Annotated in this window: 13 protein-coding genes; 12 read left to right on the top strand and 1 reads right to left on the bottom strand. The window is 40.7% G+C overall.

The features are described from left to right. Positions 1–9: 9 nt before the first annotated feature. Positions 10–1,281, top strand: coding sequence for a phosphoribosylamine--glycine ligase (purD, locus tag JFU50_RS07920; RefSeq protein ID WP_053344211.1), 1,272 nt, complete (start codon positions 10–12; stop codon positions 1,279–1,281). A 53-nt stretch (positions 1,282–1,334) separates the two neighbouring features. On the opposite strand, the gene JFU50_RS07915 is transcribed toward purD, so the two are convergent. Then, positions 1,335–1,601: a YgaP-like transmembrane domain gene (locus JFU50_RS07915; protein ID WP_056522785.1), complete on the bottom strand. Its 267-nt coding sequence runs from the start codon at positions 1,599–1,601 to the stop codon at positions 1,335–1,337. Between the two features lie 146 nt (positions 1,602–1,747). On the opposite strand from JFU50_RS07915, the gene JFU50_RS07910 reads away from it, so the two are divergent. The 11 genes from JFU50_RS07910 to gatB all read left to right on the top strand — a co-directional run bounded on the left by JFU50_RS07910 (position 1,748) and on the right by gatB (position 16,681). After that, positions 1,748–3,493, top strand: a complete 1,746-nt coding sequence (locus JFU50_RS07910) for an adenine deaminase C-terminal domain-containing protein (protein ID WP_056522784.1) — start codon at positions 1,748–1,750, stop codon at positions 3,491–3,493. A 43-nt stretch (positions 3,494–3,536) separates the two neighbouring features. Further along, positions 3,537–4,574 carry a DUF3048 domain-containing protein gene (locus JFU50_RS07905; RefSeq protein WP_053344214.1) on the top strand — a complete coding sequence of 346 codons (1,038 nt, stop codon included), beginning with the start codon at positions 3,537–3,539 and terminating at the stop codon, positions 4,572–4,574. A gap of 27 nt (positions 4,575–4,601) precedes the next feature. Further along, positions 4,602–4,916 carry a YerC/YecD family TrpR-related protein gene (locus JFU50_RS07900; protein ID WP_053344215.1) on the top strand — a complete coding sequence of 105 codons (315 nt, stop codon included), beginning with the start codon at positions 4,602–4,604 and terminating at the stop codon, positions 4,914–4,916. Positions 4,917–5,150: 234 nt separating this feature from the next. Further along, positions 5,151–5,834: a heptaprenylglyceryl phosphate synthase gene (locus JFU50_RS07895; protein ID WP_053344216.1), complete on the top strand. Its 684-nt coding sequence runs from the start codon at positions 5,151–5,153 to the stop codon at positions 5,832–5,834. A gap of 78 nt (positions 5,835–5,912) precedes the next feature. Continuing rightward, a complete protein-coding gene (pcrA, locus tag JFU50_RS07890; RefSeq protein WP_056522781.1) occupies positions 5,913–8,162 on the top strand; it encodes a DNA helicase PcrA in 2,250 nt (749 codons plus the stop codon). 103 nt (positions 8,163–8,265) lie between these two features. Continuing rightward, positions 8,266–10,272, top strand: a complete 2,007-nt coding sequence (gene ligA, locus JFU50_RS07885) for an NAD-dependent DNA ligase LigA (RefSeq protein WP_201222345.1) — start codon at positions 8,266–8,268, stop codon at positions 10,270–10,272. An 11-nt stretch (positions 10,273–10,283) separates the two neighbouring features. Continuing rightward, entirely contained in the window at positions 10,284–11,453 is a 1,170-nt protein-coding gene (locus JFU50_RS07880; RefSeq protein ID WP_201183236.1) for a CamS family sex pheromone protein, read from the top strand. Between the two features lie 202 nt (positions 11,454–11,655). Next, positions 11,656–13,203, top strand: coding sequence for an L-glutamate gamma-semialdehyde dehydrogenase (pruA, locus tag JFU50_RS07875; protein WP_201222343.1), 1,548 nt, complete (start codon positions 11,656–11,658; stop codon positions 13,201–13,203). Positions 13,204–13,477: 274 nt separating this feature from the next. Next, positions 13,478–13,768, top strand: a complete 291-nt coding sequence (gene gatC / locus JFU50_RS07870; protein ID WP_053344220.1) for an Asp-tRNA(Asn)/Glu-tRNA(Gln) amidotransferase subunit GatC — start codon at positions 13,478–13,480, stop codon at positions 13,766–13,768. Between the two features lie 12 nt (positions 13,769–13,780). Beyond that, positions 13,781–15,241 (top strand): Asp-tRNA(Asn)/Glu-tRNA(Gln) amidotransferase subunit GatA, encoded by a 1,461-nt coding sequence (gatA, locus tag JFU50_RS07865; RefSeq protein WP_057218305.1) that lies wholly within the window; start codon positions 13,781–13,783, stop codon positions 15,239–15,241. Between the two features lie 12 nt (positions 15,242–15,253). Continuing rightward, a complete protein-coding gene (gene gatB, locus JFU50_RS07860) occupies positions 15,254–16,681 on the top strand; it encodes an Asp-tRNA(Asn)/Glu-tRNA(Gln) amidotransferase subunit GatB (RefSeq protein WP_201183234.1) in 1,428 nt (475 codons plus the stop codon). Positions 16,682–16,719 lie beyond the last annotated feature (38 nt).

Below are 16,719 nucleotides of genomic sequence, written 5' to 3'. Positions count from 1 at the left end.
GGTGCGATAATGAATGTACTAGTGATTGGCCGGGGTGGCAGGGAGCATGCTATTGCCCGCAAACTGTTTGAAAGTAAACGGGTGGAGAAAGTTTTTGCAGCACCAGGAAATCCGGGCATGACCGATGTAGCAAATCTGGTGCCCATTGAAGAAACAAATCATGAGGATTTGGTTGCTTTTGCAAAAGAAAATGCAGTTTCATTGACGGTAATTGGCCCAGAAACGCCATTATTGAATGGACTAGCTGACGACTTTGCTAAAGCGGGCCTACAGGTGTTCGGCCCAAATAGCAGGGCTGCGGTCATTGAAGGAAGTAAATCTTTCGCTAAGGATTTAATGAAGAACTACAGCATTCCGACAGCAGAATATGAAACGTTTACTGATTTTGATTCTGCAAAAGCTTATATTGAAAAAATAGGAGCGCCCATCGTTATTAAGGCAGATGGCTTGGCTGCAGGCAAAGGTGTCGTAGTCGCAATGACGATGGAAGAGGCGTTAGACGCCATCCACGATATGCTTGTCGGGGCTAAGTTTGGAGAAGCTTCTGCCAAAGTTGTTATTGAGGAATTTCTCGATGGTGAGGAATTTTCGTTGATGGCATTCGTGAATGGTGAAAAAGTGTATCCGATGGTTATCGCCCAAGACCATAAGCGCGTTTTCGACGGAGATCAAGGTCCGAACACAGGTGGAATGGGTGCCTATTCACCGGTGCCGCAAATTTCCGATGAAATGGTTCAGACAGCTGTCGAAACAATCTTGCAGCCGACAGTAAATGCGATGATTTCAGAAGATCGTCGTTTTACCGGTATTTTATATGCCGGATTAATTGCTACGGAAAAAGGTACAAAAGTCATTGAGTTCAATGCTCGTTTTGGAGATCCGGAAACGCAAGTTGTTTTACCGAGGCTAAAAACGGATTTCGTTGATACGCTTGAAGCGGTCCTATTAGGTAAGGATTTACAACTTGAATGGCATGAAGATGCAGTACTTGGTGTAGTAGTGGCAGCAGAGGGGTATCCTGGAGATTACAAAAAGAATTCAATCATTAAAGGGTTGGACAAGATTAATCCAGATGCTCATATTTATCATGCTGGAACTGCTAAAAATAGCGAGGGATCTTTTGTTTCAAACGGTGGCCGTGTGCTTCTGGTTGCTGCAAAAGGAAAAGATTTAGCCTCTGCTCAAGCTAAAGTATATAAAGAATTGAGTCATGTTGAAAAAGACGGATTGTTTTGGCGTACAGATATCGGTTATCGTGCCATTCAATACAATTTATCATGATAATTTGAAAGAAGCTGACTCTAAGAGAGTCAGCTTCTTCTTTAGAAAAAGATTTAATAAGAATCAGGTGAATTAAAATCATTTTCCGTTTTTTGTTCTTTTTTCATTAATGTTTGTCCATTCTCCATAGCGTCCACGATTGGACAATAGCGTAGAATGCCTTCACCAATTTTCATAGCTGATATCATGACGACAAATAAGTAAGATTGGTTTTTCCAAGGTTTTTTAACCATTTTTGCTGTTGCCCATGATAGAAAGGTAAAACCACAGGTAATCCGCATAAGTGCATTTATTATACTAATATTTTGTTTAAACTTCATAATAAGTCCATCCCTTCACAAAAAATTAACAATTTTTCAGTTAACATTACTGTGCTATTCTGGTAAGTATGTTAGTATGAAATAAAATTGGGTTTAAAATGGTTTTTTTATTGCATTTGTTTCAAAAAAATTATGGGGGAATGTTTATGCTTGAACAGCGCTATAGATGGAAAAATAAACATCTACGTGAACATATAGATGTGCTGGATGGCAATAGGGCACCACACATTCTGCTTAAAAATACGACTTATTTAAATCAGGCTTTACGAAAATGGGTGAAAGCGAATATCTGGATCTATGATGATCGCATAATCTATGTTGGCGAAAAGCTTCCTGAAAATATAGACCGCTGCGAAATGGTTGACTGTACAAATCAGTACCTGGTCCCGGGATATATTGAGCCGCATTCACATCCTTCTCAATTATATAATCCCCTTTCTTTTTCACGTTATGCATCTCATTTTGGGACAACGACATTAATCAATGATAACTTGCCATTTCTATTGCAGTTAGAAAAAAAGAAAGCGTTTTCTCTTTTGAAAGAACTTCGTAATATTCCTGTTACAATGTATTGGTGGAGTCGTTTTGATGGACAAACGGAATTAGTAGACGAGGATATGGTATTTTCACATGGTGCAGTTAAATCTTGGCTGGAGCACGATGCCGTACTACAGGGCGGCGAACTAACGGGATGGCCGAAGCTCCTCGACGGGGATGACATGATGTTGCACTGGATTCAGGAAGCAAAGCGGATGAGGAAGAAAATTGAAGGACACTTTCCGGGTGCGTCGGAGAAAACGTTGGCGAAGATGACGTTGTTTGGTGCTGATTGTGATCATGAGGCAATGACAGGCGATGAGGTCATGTCTCGTCTGCTACAGGGTTATTATGTTTCACTAAGGCATTCTTCTATCCGACCGGATCTTCCTAAGTTGATACAAGAAATACATGATATGGGCATCGATCATTATGACAAATTCTTTTATACAACAGATGGATCACCTCCGTCTTTTTATGAAGGTGGTTTTATAGACAGCTTAATCAAAATAGCAATAGAGCAAGGTGTTCCGGTCATTGATGCTTATAATATGGCAACTATTAATATCGCCCGCTATTATAATATTGAATATCTTCATGGTAATATTGCTACTGGAAGGGTTGCCAACATTAATTTTCTGACAGATATAAAGGAACCGGCACCAGTTTCTGTAATGGCAAAAGGGAAATGGGTGAAACGGGATGGTGAAGTAATTCCCGATTCTCAGGAAATCAACTGGAGCGATTTTGATTTTAAACCGCTTGAACTTGATTGGGATCTTAGTTTAAAGGAAGATTTTGAATTTTCTATGCCGTTTGGAATTGAACTGGTCAATAACGTAATCACGAAGCCATATTATCTTTCCAATGACGTTGGCCATGAAGAACTGACCTTTAAAGATGATGAATGCTTTTTCATGCTCATTGACCGTGAAGGTAAATGGCGCATTAATACGATATTAAAAGGCTTTGCCAATAAATTGTGTGGTTTTGCAGGTTCTTATACAAATACGGGTGACATAATCTTAATTGGTAAACGAAAACAGGATATGCATTTAGCATTTAACCGGTTGAAGGAAATTGGCGGTGGTATCGTTTTGACTGAACAAGGCCAGGTGATACATGAACTGCCTTTAAAATTAAAAGGAGTCATGTCCAATAAGGAGGTTCCTGAACTAATTAAAGAAGAGAATGAGTTGAAAAAGCTGCTACGTGAAAGGGGTTATCGCTTTGCTGATCCGGTGTATACCCTTTCATTCTTTTCAACAACTCATCTTCCCTATATAAGGGTAACCCAGCGAGGAGTATATGATGTAATGAATAAAACTATACTCTTTCCTACTATAATGCGTTAAAATATAAGAGAAGAAATGGTTAAAAAATCAGGGGAGTGGAAAGATGAAATTTAAGAGAGTTCTTTTCATCATTATTGCTATTTTTCTGCTAGCAGGCTGTTCGACTAAAGAAGAACCTGTACCAGATGACAGTAAGCCGAAAGATGCAGCTGTCATTAAAAATACAGATGTTAAAAACGAGCCTTCCAACATGTTTCCACTTACTGGTGTAGCCACGAATGAAGATACCGAGCAAAGGGCTGTAGCGGTGATGATTAATAATCATCCAAAAGCGCGTCCACAATCTGGTCTCTCAGATGCGGACATAGTCTATGAATTGCTGGCGGAAGGCGACATAACCAGATTTTTAGCTGTTTTCCAAAGTGAAATGCCGAACCAAATCGGACCGGTTCGGAGTGCAAGGGACTATTATATCGAAATGGCCAAAGGTTTGGACTGCATCTATGTGTGTCATGGGAATAGCCCAGAGGCAAAAACCATGCTAGACAAAGGATATATTGATAACTTGAACGGCCTATATTATGATGGTACTTTGTTTCAGCGCTCAACAGATCGAAACGCACCGCATAATTCCTACACTTCTTTTGATAATATTGAAAAGGGTGCGAAGGAAAAAGGATATGAGCTGACAGGTGCACCAGAGCCATTTACTTTCCTGACAGAGGAAGAGGCGGTTGGTCTGCAAGGAGAATCGGCTTTGAAAATTGAGATATCCTACGGATCGGCAGAGTTCAATGTAAAGTATGAATATGAAGGAACAGAAGAGAAATATAAACGTTATTCTAATGGTGAGCAAACAGTCGAGCATAAATCAAGCAAACCGATTTTACTGGATAATATATTCATCATTGAGACCACTCATCAAGTGGTTGATGATAAGGGACGCCTTAAAATTGATTTAAAAAGTGGCGGAAAAGGTTATTTACTTCAAAAGGGGAAGGTCAATGAAGTAGAATGGGTTAATAAAGATGGTCGAATTATACCAGTGAAAAACGATAAAGAAGTAGGGTTGATACCGGGGAAAACTTGGGTCAATATTATTCCGAATCAACCTGGTTTAGTAGAAGACGTCTCATTTTGATACCCATGAAAATTGAGGGGGAGAAACATGCAAATTGATAAGTTAAGAGGGAAAGAAACGGATCAGCTGTTTAAGTCGATACTTTCCTTGCGCGATTTAGACGAATGCTATCGATTTTTTGATGACTTATGTACAGTCAATGAAATTTCATCATTAGCACAGCGCCTTGAAGTAGCCCGTATGCTTGAAGAAGGTAAAACCTATCATAAAATCGAAAACGAAACAGGGGCTAGCACGGCCACGATTTCTAGGGTTAAACGCTGCTTAAACTACGGAAATGATGCCTATACCATGGCTCTTAACCGTATAAAGGAAAACGTTGAAGAAACAACGGAATCTTAATGAATTCGATTTTTTTATATTGTATGAAATAGAAAAAGCCGAGGAATTCGTTTCCCGGCTTTTTATTTTGAGCAAGCGTTTTCTATAGCAGCTACCGTCCAGTCGAAACCGTGTTATATTGGATTTTAGATTCAGAGGTTTCCAGTTGGTAAACATTTTATCGATACTTCTCTTTTTTAATGAAAAATCTTAATGCTATAATGGTGAAATGGGAAGTGTGAATGGAGGATTATAATGTACGATTTTCGCGAGTGGAAACATGTTTTCAAACTCGATCCAAATAAAGAAATAAGCGATGAGGCGTTAGAAAAAGTCTGTGAGTCTGGTACAGATGCAATTATGGTTGGAGGCACCGATGGAATTACGCTTGAGAATGTACTTCATTTGATGGCGCGAGTTAGGCGATATACAGTCCCATGTGTGATGGAGATTTCATCGGTTGAAACAGTGACGCCGGGATTCGATTTATATTTTATTCCGAGTGTCCTAAATAGCACCAATCCAGATTGGATGATGAAACTGCATCAGCAAGCAGTCAAAGAATACGGATACCTTTTGAATTGGGATGAAATTTTCGTAGAAGGATATTGCATCTTAAATCCTGAGTGTAAGGCGGCTCAATTGACGAAAGCCAATACGGATCTAGATATGGATGATGTGGGTGCATATGCAATGATGGCAGAAAAGATGTTCAAACTGCCGGTTTTTTATCTTGAATACAGCGGTGCTTATGGCGATGTCCAGATGGTGGAAGCGGCTAGAGAGAGTTTGGAGAATACTGTACTATTCTACGGCGGTGGGATTAAATCAGTAGAGCAGGCCAAAGAGATGGCGGAGTTTGCGGACGTAATCGTTGTTGGTAATGTGATCTATGAAGATTTGAAAACGGCGCTTGCAACAGTTGAGGCAGTTAAATGATAATTTGGCCAAAATGTAAATAGGGAAAAAATGTAGTATACTAAAACAGAAACGAATGTTCGTATAGGTGGTGTGATAATGCAATATTTAGCGGAAAAATTACTAATAGGTTTGAATGAACAGCAACAAAAAGCAGTAAAAGCAACAGATGGTCCACTTCTAATTATGGCTGGGGCAGGAAGTGGAAAGACGCGTGTGCTGACTCACCGTATTGCTTACTTGATGGTTGAAAAGGAGATAGCACCTTGGAATATCCTTGCAATCACATTTACTAATAAAGCCGCACGTGAAATGAAAGAAAGAATCCGTAGCATTCTGGGCGGTGCGTCCGAAGATATCTGGATTTCAACGTTCCACTCTATGTGTGTCCGTATTTTGCGAAGAGATATTGATCGGATTGGATTTAATAGGAATTTCTCAATTTTAGATACGACGGATCAGCAATCAGTCATTAAGCAAATTATGAAAGACCGTAATATGGATACAAAGAAATATGATTACCGGGCCATTTTAGGTAGTATCAGTTCAGCAAAAAATGAATTGGTCGGACCAGAAGAATACCTCAAAACTGCGTCAGATTATTTTACTAAAGTAACGGCAGATGTATATACAGAATACCAAAAACGTTTGCGGAAAAATTCAGCCCTCGATTTTGATGATTTGATCATGATGACGATTCAATTGTTCCAACTTATACCGGAAGTGCTAGAATATTATCAGCGGAAGTTTCAATACATTCATGTTGATGAGTATCAAGATACAAACCGGGCTCAATATATGCTTGTTAAACTGCTAGCTTCACGATTCCGTAATCTCTGTGTTGTAGGGGATTCAGATCAGTCGATCTATCGCTGGCGCGGTGCGGATATTGCGAATATCCTTTCATTTGAAAAAGATTATCCTAATGCCAATATGATTTTCCTTGAACAGAATTATCGTTCAACGAAAAAGATTCTTGAAGCGGCGAATAAGGTCATCGATAATAATCGAAACCGGAAGCCGAAAAATCTTTGGACTGAGAATGTAGATGGTAATAAGATTTTCTATTACCGTGCAGACAATGAACAAGGGGAAGCGCAATTTGTAGCAGGAAAGATAAATGAATTAGCTAAGGACGGTAGTAGAAAATATTCCGATATAGCAATCCTTTACAGAACAAATGCACAATCACGGGTAATGGAGGAAGTTCTGCTTAAATCCAATATTAACTATGCAATCGTCGGCGGCACTAAGTTCTATGATCGTAAAGAGATTAAGGATTTACTTGCCTATCTGCGTCTTATTGCAAATCCTGATGATGACATCAGTCTTCGCCGTGTAATAAATGTACCGAAACGAGGTATTGGTGCAACTTCAATGGACAAAGTAGCAGATTATGCAGATCAATATGATCTTTCCATTTATAAAGCACTTGAGTCCGTGGAAATGATTGGGATAAGCGGGAAGGCTACCAAAGCAGCAAGGGAATTCCACACGTTAATTACTAACTATACAAATCAGCAGGAGTACTTATCTGTGACGGAACTGGTGGAAGAAGTCATTAAAAAAACCGGTTACCGTGAGATGCTGCAAGCAGAAAAAACAATTGAATCACAAAGCCGTCTTGAAAATATAGATGAGTTTTTATCTGTAACGAAAGCATTCGAAAGTAACAGCGAGGACAAATCATTGATTGGCTTTTTAACTGACCTGGCGTTGGTTGCTGATATTGACCAATTAGATGAGAACTCCGAAGAAGCAACAAATACGGTAACGTTAATGACACTACATTCGGCGAAGGGATTAGAATATCCGGTAGTCTTTTTACTGGGCCTTGAAGAAGGAGTTTTCCCTCATAGCCGCTCGCTCATGGATGAGGAGGAGATGGAAGAAGAACGCCGTCTTGCTTATGTGGGGATTACAAGGGCTGAAAATGAGTTGTTCATCAGTAATGCCCAAATGCGGACACTGTATGGACGGACGAGCATGAATCCAGTCTCACGGTTCATCGGAGAAATACCCGAGGAACTTCTTGAAGATCTTAAACCGAAACCTGCTCCTAGATCCAAGCAGACTCCATTCAGTTCTCCGGCGAGAACAGGGAACACTGCGACGGCTTCCACAAGAAAAATGCCTACCTTTGGGCGAGCTGTTTCTGCCCCATCTGCAACAGGCGGTGAAGAGATTGGTTGGGCCGTTGGTGACAAGGCTTCCCATAAAAAGTGGGGGATTGGAACCGTGGTGAGTGTAAAAGGAGAAGGCGAAGGAAAGGAACTGGATATTGCATTCCCAAGTCCAATCGGCATTAAACGCCTATTGGCGAAATTTGCACCAATAGAAAAAGCATAAGCTATGAATATGCGTCTACTGGTGAAGAATAGGGATATCTGACTTAGACACCGCTCTTCTAAGATGAAGTGCGGTGGAGTCTTCTTTAGAAAGGATTGAACGTATGGACATACAAGCTGCAGAGAAGATTGTTCTTGAGCTGCAAACTTTATTGAACCAATATAGCTATGAATATTATGTGAAGGACCAGCCATCCGTACCTGATGCTGAATATGATCGGCTTTTACGTGAATTAATTGAGTATGAAGAGAAATTTCCCGAGCTGAAAACAGCCGATTCTCCAACACAGCGGGTCGGTGGGGCCATCCTGGATATGTTCGAAAAAGTGGAGCATACGACACCGATGCTTAGCCTAGGTAATGCTTTCAATGAAAGTGACTTACGCGATTTCGACAGAAAGGTCCGACAGGCTGTAGGTGACAATTTTTCCTATGTATGTGAATTGAAAATAGATGGACTTGCCGTCACACTTCAATATGAAAATGGATATTTCGTAAGAGGAGCAACCCGAGGAGACGGAACAATTGGTGAAGATATTACCGAAAACCTGAAAACAATCAAGTCAATTCCTTTGAAGGTACGGGAGCCTATCGCCATAGAAGTGCGTGGTGAGGCATTCATGCCAAAAAAATCATTCGAATCTCTAAATAAGGCGAAGGAAGAACGCGGGGAAGAACCTTTTGCAAATCCTCGTAATGCAGCTGCTGGCTCTTTGAGACAACTTGACCCAAAACTTGCTGCGAAACGGAACTTGGATGTATACCTTTATGCGATTGCTGATTTAGGTGAAACAGGGGTTCGTTCTCACAGCGAGGGTCTAGATTTATTGGATGAACTAGGGTTTAAAACAAATAAGGAACGAAAAACCTGTACGAATATAGAGGAAGTTCTTGCCTATATTGAAGAATGGACTGAACAACGTCCAAACTTGGCCTACGATATCGATGGAATTGTCGTAAAAGTGGATTCACTTGAACAGCAGGATGAACTAGGCTTTACGGCAAAAAGTCCGCGATGGGCGATTGCCTACAAATTTCCAGCCGAAGAAGTCATCACAACACTAAGAGGTATCGAGCTGAATGTTGGCCGTACGGGAGTGTTGACACCAACGGCTGTTTTGGACCCTGTTCGGGTAGCCGGAACGACTGTGCAACGAGCTTCGCTGCATAACGAAGATTTAATCCGTGAAAAGGACATCCGTATTGGAGATCAAGTGGTCGTGAAAAAAGCAGGCGATATCATTCCAGAGGTCGTCAATGTACTAGCAGAACGTCGTACGGGGGAAGAAGTCGAGTTCCAGATGCCGACTGAGTGCCCAGAATGTGATAGCGAGCTTGTCCGACTGGACGGGGAGGTCGCCCTGCGATGCATCAACCCGAAATGTCCGGCACAAATCCGAGAGGGCTTGATTCACTTTGTATCACGGACAGCAATGAATATCGACAGTTTAGGTGAAAAAGTCATTAGCCAGTTATTTAAGGAAGCGCTCATACAGGATGTAGCTGATATTTATAAGCTTACATACGATCAAGTGATAGCATTGGAACGGATGGGAGATAAATCCGTCAATAAACTCCTTCAGGCAATCGAAGCTTCGAAAAGCAATTCGCTAGAAAAATTACTATTCGGCCTTGGTATCCGCCATGTTGGTTCGAAAGCAGCGAAGACCCTTGCGAGGGAATTCGGCACTATGGAAGCATTAAGCAAGGCGAGCCGTGAAGAACTTACAGCAATTAATGAAATTGGAGAAAAAATGGCTGATTCCATCGTGGCATATTTTGAATTGGAGGAAGTGCATGCACTGTTGAATGAGTTGGAAGCAGCCGGTGTGAACCTTATCTATAAAGGGGCAAGAGCTGTTTCTATAGAAGAAATCGATTCCATTTTCGCTGGAAAAACAGTCGTTTTGACAGGGAAACTGCATCAGCTAACACGTAATGAAGCGAAAGAAAAATTAGAGGCGCTAGGAGCTAACGTTGCTGGAAGTGTCAGCAAGAAAACGGATTTGGTCGTGGCCGGCGAAGATGCTGGTTCCAAACTAGAAAAGGCAGAAAGCCTAGGCGTTCTCGTATGGGATGAAGAGAGACTGATTGAGGAACTAAAAAAATAAGAGGTGTAGCTATGAGGAAACACTCTATTTTGGGGATGATTCTTATACTACTTCTTGCTGGATGTGCACCTAGTTTTGAGGATAAGCAAGAGGTAGTTCAAGACTCCAAAAACGAAAAGGATACAGCAATTATTCCGAAGTATAAAATTTCGGAAGAATATTATCAAACGATTCTTCCGTTTGAGCCATCAAAAGCCCGCGGTTTGGTCGTTTCGAATTTAAATACTCGATATGATATCGAAGAGTTTGAAAATGGACTGATGCGGTTGGCACAAACTCAATTTGACCCGGAAGAATACCTATTTCAAGAGGGGCAAATGCTCGACAGTTCCAAGATATCATCCTGGTTGAACAGAAAATATACAAAAAGCCAGTTGAAAGAAAAGAACAAGAAAGAAAGTGATAACGTAGGTTTAAATCCAGTTGATTCAGGTACAGGTGACATTGATAAGCGGAATGCGGAAAATCCAATTTACCTGGCTCATATTTTAGAACATAACTATTTGGTGAAATCAAAGGATAGCACAGTTAGCCTTGGTGGAGTTGTAATAGGCCTTGCCCTAAATTCAGTCCATTACTATCAAAAAGAAGCATACGGGGCAACCTATGAAAAGAAAATTGATAGTAAAGAACTAAAACAAGAAGGGGAGAAAATTGCTGAGGAAGTCTTAAAAAGATTGCGTAATATGGACAAGCTGAAAAATGTTCCGATTACCATTGCCTTGTTTGAGCAAAATGAAAAATCCTCTGTAGTGCCTGGGAATTTTATTTCCTATACGAATATAGGGAAAAACTCTAACAATATTGGAAAATGGACAAACTTAAACGAAGAATACTTCCTATTCCCTTCGGCAAGTGCAGAAAAAAAATATAGGGATGACGTCAACACATTCACAAATTTTAAAGAGGATGTTGAAGAATATTTCCCTAACTTTAATGGAGTTATTGGCAGGGCATTTTATATGGATGACCAATTACAAAGCTTGAACATCGATATCCCTATCCAATTTTATGGAAACTCAGAAGCGATTGGCTTTACACAATATGTGGCTGGTCTTGTAATGGAACGTTTCCCTAAATATATTGCAGTACAAGTATCGATCACTTCTGTAAATGGACCCGAAGCACTTATTGTTCGCGAGGCAAATCAAGACGAACCAACCGTGCATATATACGAATAAAAAAAAGATGAAGCTTAACAAGCTTCATCTTTTTTATTTGGAACAAATCTAGCCATGAGTAACCTTAACAAAATGGCTTTATGCCTGGCTATTATTCTTGAATGATATTATCTTATTTATACATAATTTGAAGAGTTTAACAGTTTTAGTTAGAATAAGATTGATAGTGTTGAAAAGTTATTTAAAACAGGGAGGGATTGTTTTGGTGCAATTGTATAAACATGAACCGTTTACGGATTTTTCTCAAGTGGCAAATAGCGAGGCGTATCAACAGGGGTTAGGCAGGGTGAAAACATACTTAGGTCAGAATTATGATTTAGTCATTGGTGGAGAAAAAATCTCTACAGAAAATAAAATTATTTCTATTAATCCAGCTAAAAAAGAAGAAGTGATAGGCTATGTATCGAAAGCCAATCGTGAGTTGGCTGAGAAGGCAGTTCAGGCAGCGGATGCGGCCTTTCAGACATGGCGTAAGGTAAAGCCTGAAGTAAGGGCAGATATACTGTTCAAAGCGGCAGCTATTGTCCGACGGAGGAAACATGAATTTTCGGCCTTGCTGACGAAAGAAGCTGGCAAGCCGTGGAATGAGGCAGATGGTGATACGGCTGAGGCTATCGATTTCTTAGAGTTTTATGCAAGGCAGATGCTCAAATTAAAAGACGGAATTCCTGTACAGAGCAGACCGAATGAAAATAATCGCTATGATTATATTCCACTTGGAGTGGGAATTATTATTTCCCCGTGGAATTTTCCTTTTGCTATTATGGCAGGAACGACTGTTGCGGCCATCGTAACGGGAAATACGGTTCTGTTAAAACCGGCATCGACTACTCCGGTTATCGCGGCTAAATTTGTGGAGGTGATGGAGGAAGCAGGTCTGCCTAATGGGGTATTGAACTTTGTCCCGGGGAGCGGTTCAGAAGTAGGCGATTATCTTATCGATCATCCCCGCACCCGTTTTGTTTCATTTACAGGATCTCGTGAAGTAGGTACGAGAATTTATGAACGTGCCGCAAAAGTGAATGAAGGTCAAATTTGGCTGAAGCGGGTGATTGCGGAAATGGGTGGTAAAGATACGATTGTAGTTGATAAGGAAGCGGACCTTGAATTGGCTGCTCAATCGATCGTGAATTCGGCATTCGGTTTTTCCGGGCAAAAGTGTTCTGCCTGTTCCCGGGCGGTCATTGTTGCTGAAGTATATGATCAGGTGCTAGAGCGTGCTTTAGAACTGGCAAAGGAATTGTCCGTTGGTGATCCAGAAGATGGTGCAAACTTCATGGGGCCGGTCATCGATGGTCAAGCTTATAAAAAAATCATGGAATACATTGAAATTGGGAAACAAGAAGGTCGTTTAGCCGCTGGTGGAAAGGGTGATGATACAACCGGTTATTTCATTGAACCAACGATCATTGCCGATCTTGATCCGTATGCCCGGCTCATGCAAGAAGAGGTTTTCGGCCCAGTTGTTGCTTTTTCGAAAGCAAAAGACTTTGATGAAGCGATTGAGATTGCAAATAATACGGATTATGGTCTGACGGGAGCAGTAATTACAAATAATCGTGAACATATGGAAAAAGCACGTGATGATTTTCATGTGGGAAATCTATACTTCAACCGTGGATGTACGGGCGCGATTGTAGGCTATCAGCCGTTCGGAGGCTTTAATATGTCAGGTACAGACTCAAAAGCAGGAGGACCCGATTATCTTATCCTTCATATGCAAGGAAAAACGACTTCAGAAGCATATTAATGGAAATGTAATCCCTTCCTATTTAGGAAGGGATTTTTGCAAGAATCGAGAACATTTGACTAATTTGACCGCCTTCTTGGAATTTCCCCGGAAATTTCGGCAACTTTCTCATATTTCCCGGAAAATACTTCTTTTTCTTTAAGAAATATTTGAATTTCGACATGGTATCTCTTGTTGCTTTACTGTGCAATAGTTTGATATGATTTAAACGATGATTTTATGGAGAAAAGCGACTATTTTAGTCGATTTGGATATTTTTTCGGAGGTGAAGAGAATGTCACGAATTTCTATGGAACAAGTAAAACACGTTGCCCATTTGGCTCGTTTGGCAATTACGGAAGAAGAAGCAGAACAGTTTCAGAATCAGCTTGAACAAATGATTTCATTTGCGGAGCAGTTGAATGAACTTGATACGGATCAGGTAAACCCGACTTCTCACGTTTTGGATATGAAAAATGTAATGCGCGAAGATGTTGCAAAACCAGGATTACCAGTAGAAGAAGTAGTTAAGAATGCACCGGATAGCAAAGAAGGATATATCCGTGTACCAGCCATTATGGAATAAGGAGGGACAATGATGTCGTTGTTCGAACAAAAAGTTTCCGAGCTTCATCAACGTTTACATAATAAAGAGATCAGCGTTACTGATCTTGTTAACGAATCGTATAAGCGAATCGGACAAGTAGAAGACAAGGTGAAGGCATTTTTGACATTAGATGAAGAAAACGCCCGCAACCAAGCAAAACAATTGGATGACCAATTAGTAAAAGGCGAGAGCCAAGGCGCCCTATTTGGCATGCCAATCGGTGTGAAGGATAATATTGTTACTAAAAATTTACGGACAACTTGTGCGAGCAAAATTTTGGAGAACTTTGATCCAATCTATGATGCAACCGTTGTTCAAAAGTTACAGCAGGCAGAAACGGTGACAATTGGAAAATTGAACATGGATGAATTTGCGATGGGTTCTTCAAATGAGAACTCAGCATATCAGGCAACACGCAATCCATGGAATACGGATTATGTACCAGGTGGCTCTTCAGGTGGTTCAGCTGCATCTGTCGCTTCTGGTGAAGTCTTATTCTCATTAGGTTCTGACACAGGTGGATCGATTCGCCAACCAGCTGCATACTGCGGAGTTGTCGGCTTAAAGCCTACATATGGACGGGTTTCCCGTTTCGGACTTGTAGCCTTTGCTTCTTCATTAGATCAAATCGGTCCGGTGACAAGAACGGTTGAAGATAATGCATACCTTCTTGAAGCGATTTCAGGCGTCGATCCAATGGATTCCACATCTGCTAACTTAGACGTACCGAATTTTGTGAATTCATTAACAGGCGATGTTAAAGGGTTGAAAATTGCAGTTCCTAAAGAATACCTTGGTGAAGGTGTTGGGGAAGAAGCACGTAATTCTGTACTTGAAGCTTTAAAAGTATTAGAAGGACTTGGAGCTGTATGGGAAGAAGTTTCCCTGCCGCATTCCAAATATGCTCTAGCTGCTTACTATCTGCTTTCTTCATCAGAAGCATCGGCAAACCTTTCCCGTTTTGATGGCGTTCGCTTCGGTCACCGTACAGATAATGCAGAAACCTTAATTGAAATGTACAAGCAAACTCGATCGGAAGGATTCGGTGACGAAGTAAAACGCCGTATCATGCTTGGAACTTTCTCCTTAAGCTCTGGTTATTATGATGCTTATTATAAAAAGGCTCAAAAAGTGCGTACATTGATCAAAAAAGACTTTGAAGATGTATTTGAAAAATATGATGTAATCGTTGGACCGACAACACCTACACCAGCTTTCAAAATCGGTGAAAAAGTTGCCGATCCATTAACGATGTATGCGAATGATATTTTAACGATTCCTGTCAACCTTGCTGGCGTACCAGGTATTTCCGTACCTTGTGGTTTCGCTGCTAATGGTCTACCGCTTGGTCTGCAAATGATCGGGAAGCATTTTGATGAAAGCACGATTTACCGCGCTGCTCACGCATTTGAGCAAGCAACAGATTTTCATAAACAATTTCCTAAGCTGTAAGGGGTGAAAAAAATGGACTTTGAAACGGTAATTGGTCTAGAAGTACACGTAGAATTAAAAACAGATTCAAAAATTTTCTCATCGAGCCCGAACCAATTCGGTGCCTCTCCAAATAGCAATACGACTGTAATCGATCTTGGCTATCCAGGTGTATTGCCTGTCGTCAATAAAAAGGCTGTTGATTTTGCAATGAAAGCTGCTATCGCGCTAAATTGTGAAGTGGCAGAAATCACGAAATTTGACCGGAAAAACTATTTTTATCCAGACAATCCGAAAGCTTACCAAATTTCTCAATTCGATCAGCCAATCGGTGAACATGGCTGGATTGAAATCGAAGTCGGTGGCAAGAAAAAGAAAATCGGCATTACACGTATTCATATGGAAGAAGATGCTGGTAAGCTGACACATAAAGGGAACTATTCACTTTGTGATTACAACCGCCAAGGTACTCCGCTTGTTGAGATCGTATCCGAGCCGGATATCACGTCTCCTGAAGAAGCGTATGCTTATCTGGAAAAATTGAAATCCATTATTCAATACACGGGTGTTTCCGATTGTAAAATGGAAGAAGGCTCACTTCGCTGTGATGCTAACATTTCCTTGAAACCAGTTGGGCAAAAAGAATTCGGTACGAAAACTGAATTGAAAAACTTGAACTCATTCAACTTCGTTCGTAAAGGGTTGGAGCATGAAGAAATCCGACAAGCAGAAGTATTGAATGAAGGCGGCGTAATCGAACAGGAAACACGTCGTTTCGATGAAGCTACAGGTAGAACAGTTCTAATGCGTATTAAAGAAGGCTCTGATGATTACCGCTATTTCCCGGAACCAGATTTATTGACTATCCATATCGACGAAGAATGGAAAGCACGCATTACTGCGGAGATTCCAGAACTTCCAGATGCACGAAAAAAACGTTACGTTGAAGAATTTGGTTTACCAGAGTATGATGCTGCTGTTTTAACGGTAACAAAAGAAATGGCTGATTTCTTTGAAGCAACAGTTGCTTCAGGTGCGGATGCGAAACTTGCATCGAACTGGATCATGGGTGAGGTTTCTGCTTTCTTAAACGCAGAAGGGAAAGAACTGCATGATATGGCGTTGACTGCTGAATCATTGGCAGGAATGATCAAACTGATTGAAGATGGTACAATTTCTTCTAAAATCGCGAAAAAGGTATTCAAAGAGTTGATCGAAAACGGTGGTAACGCAGAAACGATCGTTAAGGAAAAAGGACTTGTCCAAATTTCTGACGAAGGTGCATTACGATCAGCGGTTGAAGAAGCTTTGAATAATAACCCGCAATCAATTGAAGATTTTAAAGCTGGTAAACAAAAAGCAATCGGCTTCCTTGTCGGACAAATTATGAAAGCGACAAAAGGCCAAGCTAATCCACAACTTGTTAATAAAATTTTGGTTGAAGAAATCAATAAACGTTAATAATTGACCGTATCACTTTCTAAGTGATGCGGTTTTCA

It is taken from the genome of Peribacillus sp. TH14, assembly GCF_016651145.1.
GTDB lineage: Bacteria > Bacillota > Bacilli > Bacillales > DSM-1321 > Peribacillus > Peribacillus butanolivorans.
Note: the sequence above shows the minus strand (reverse complement) of the source record. Positions and strands in the feature narration are given on the sequence as shown.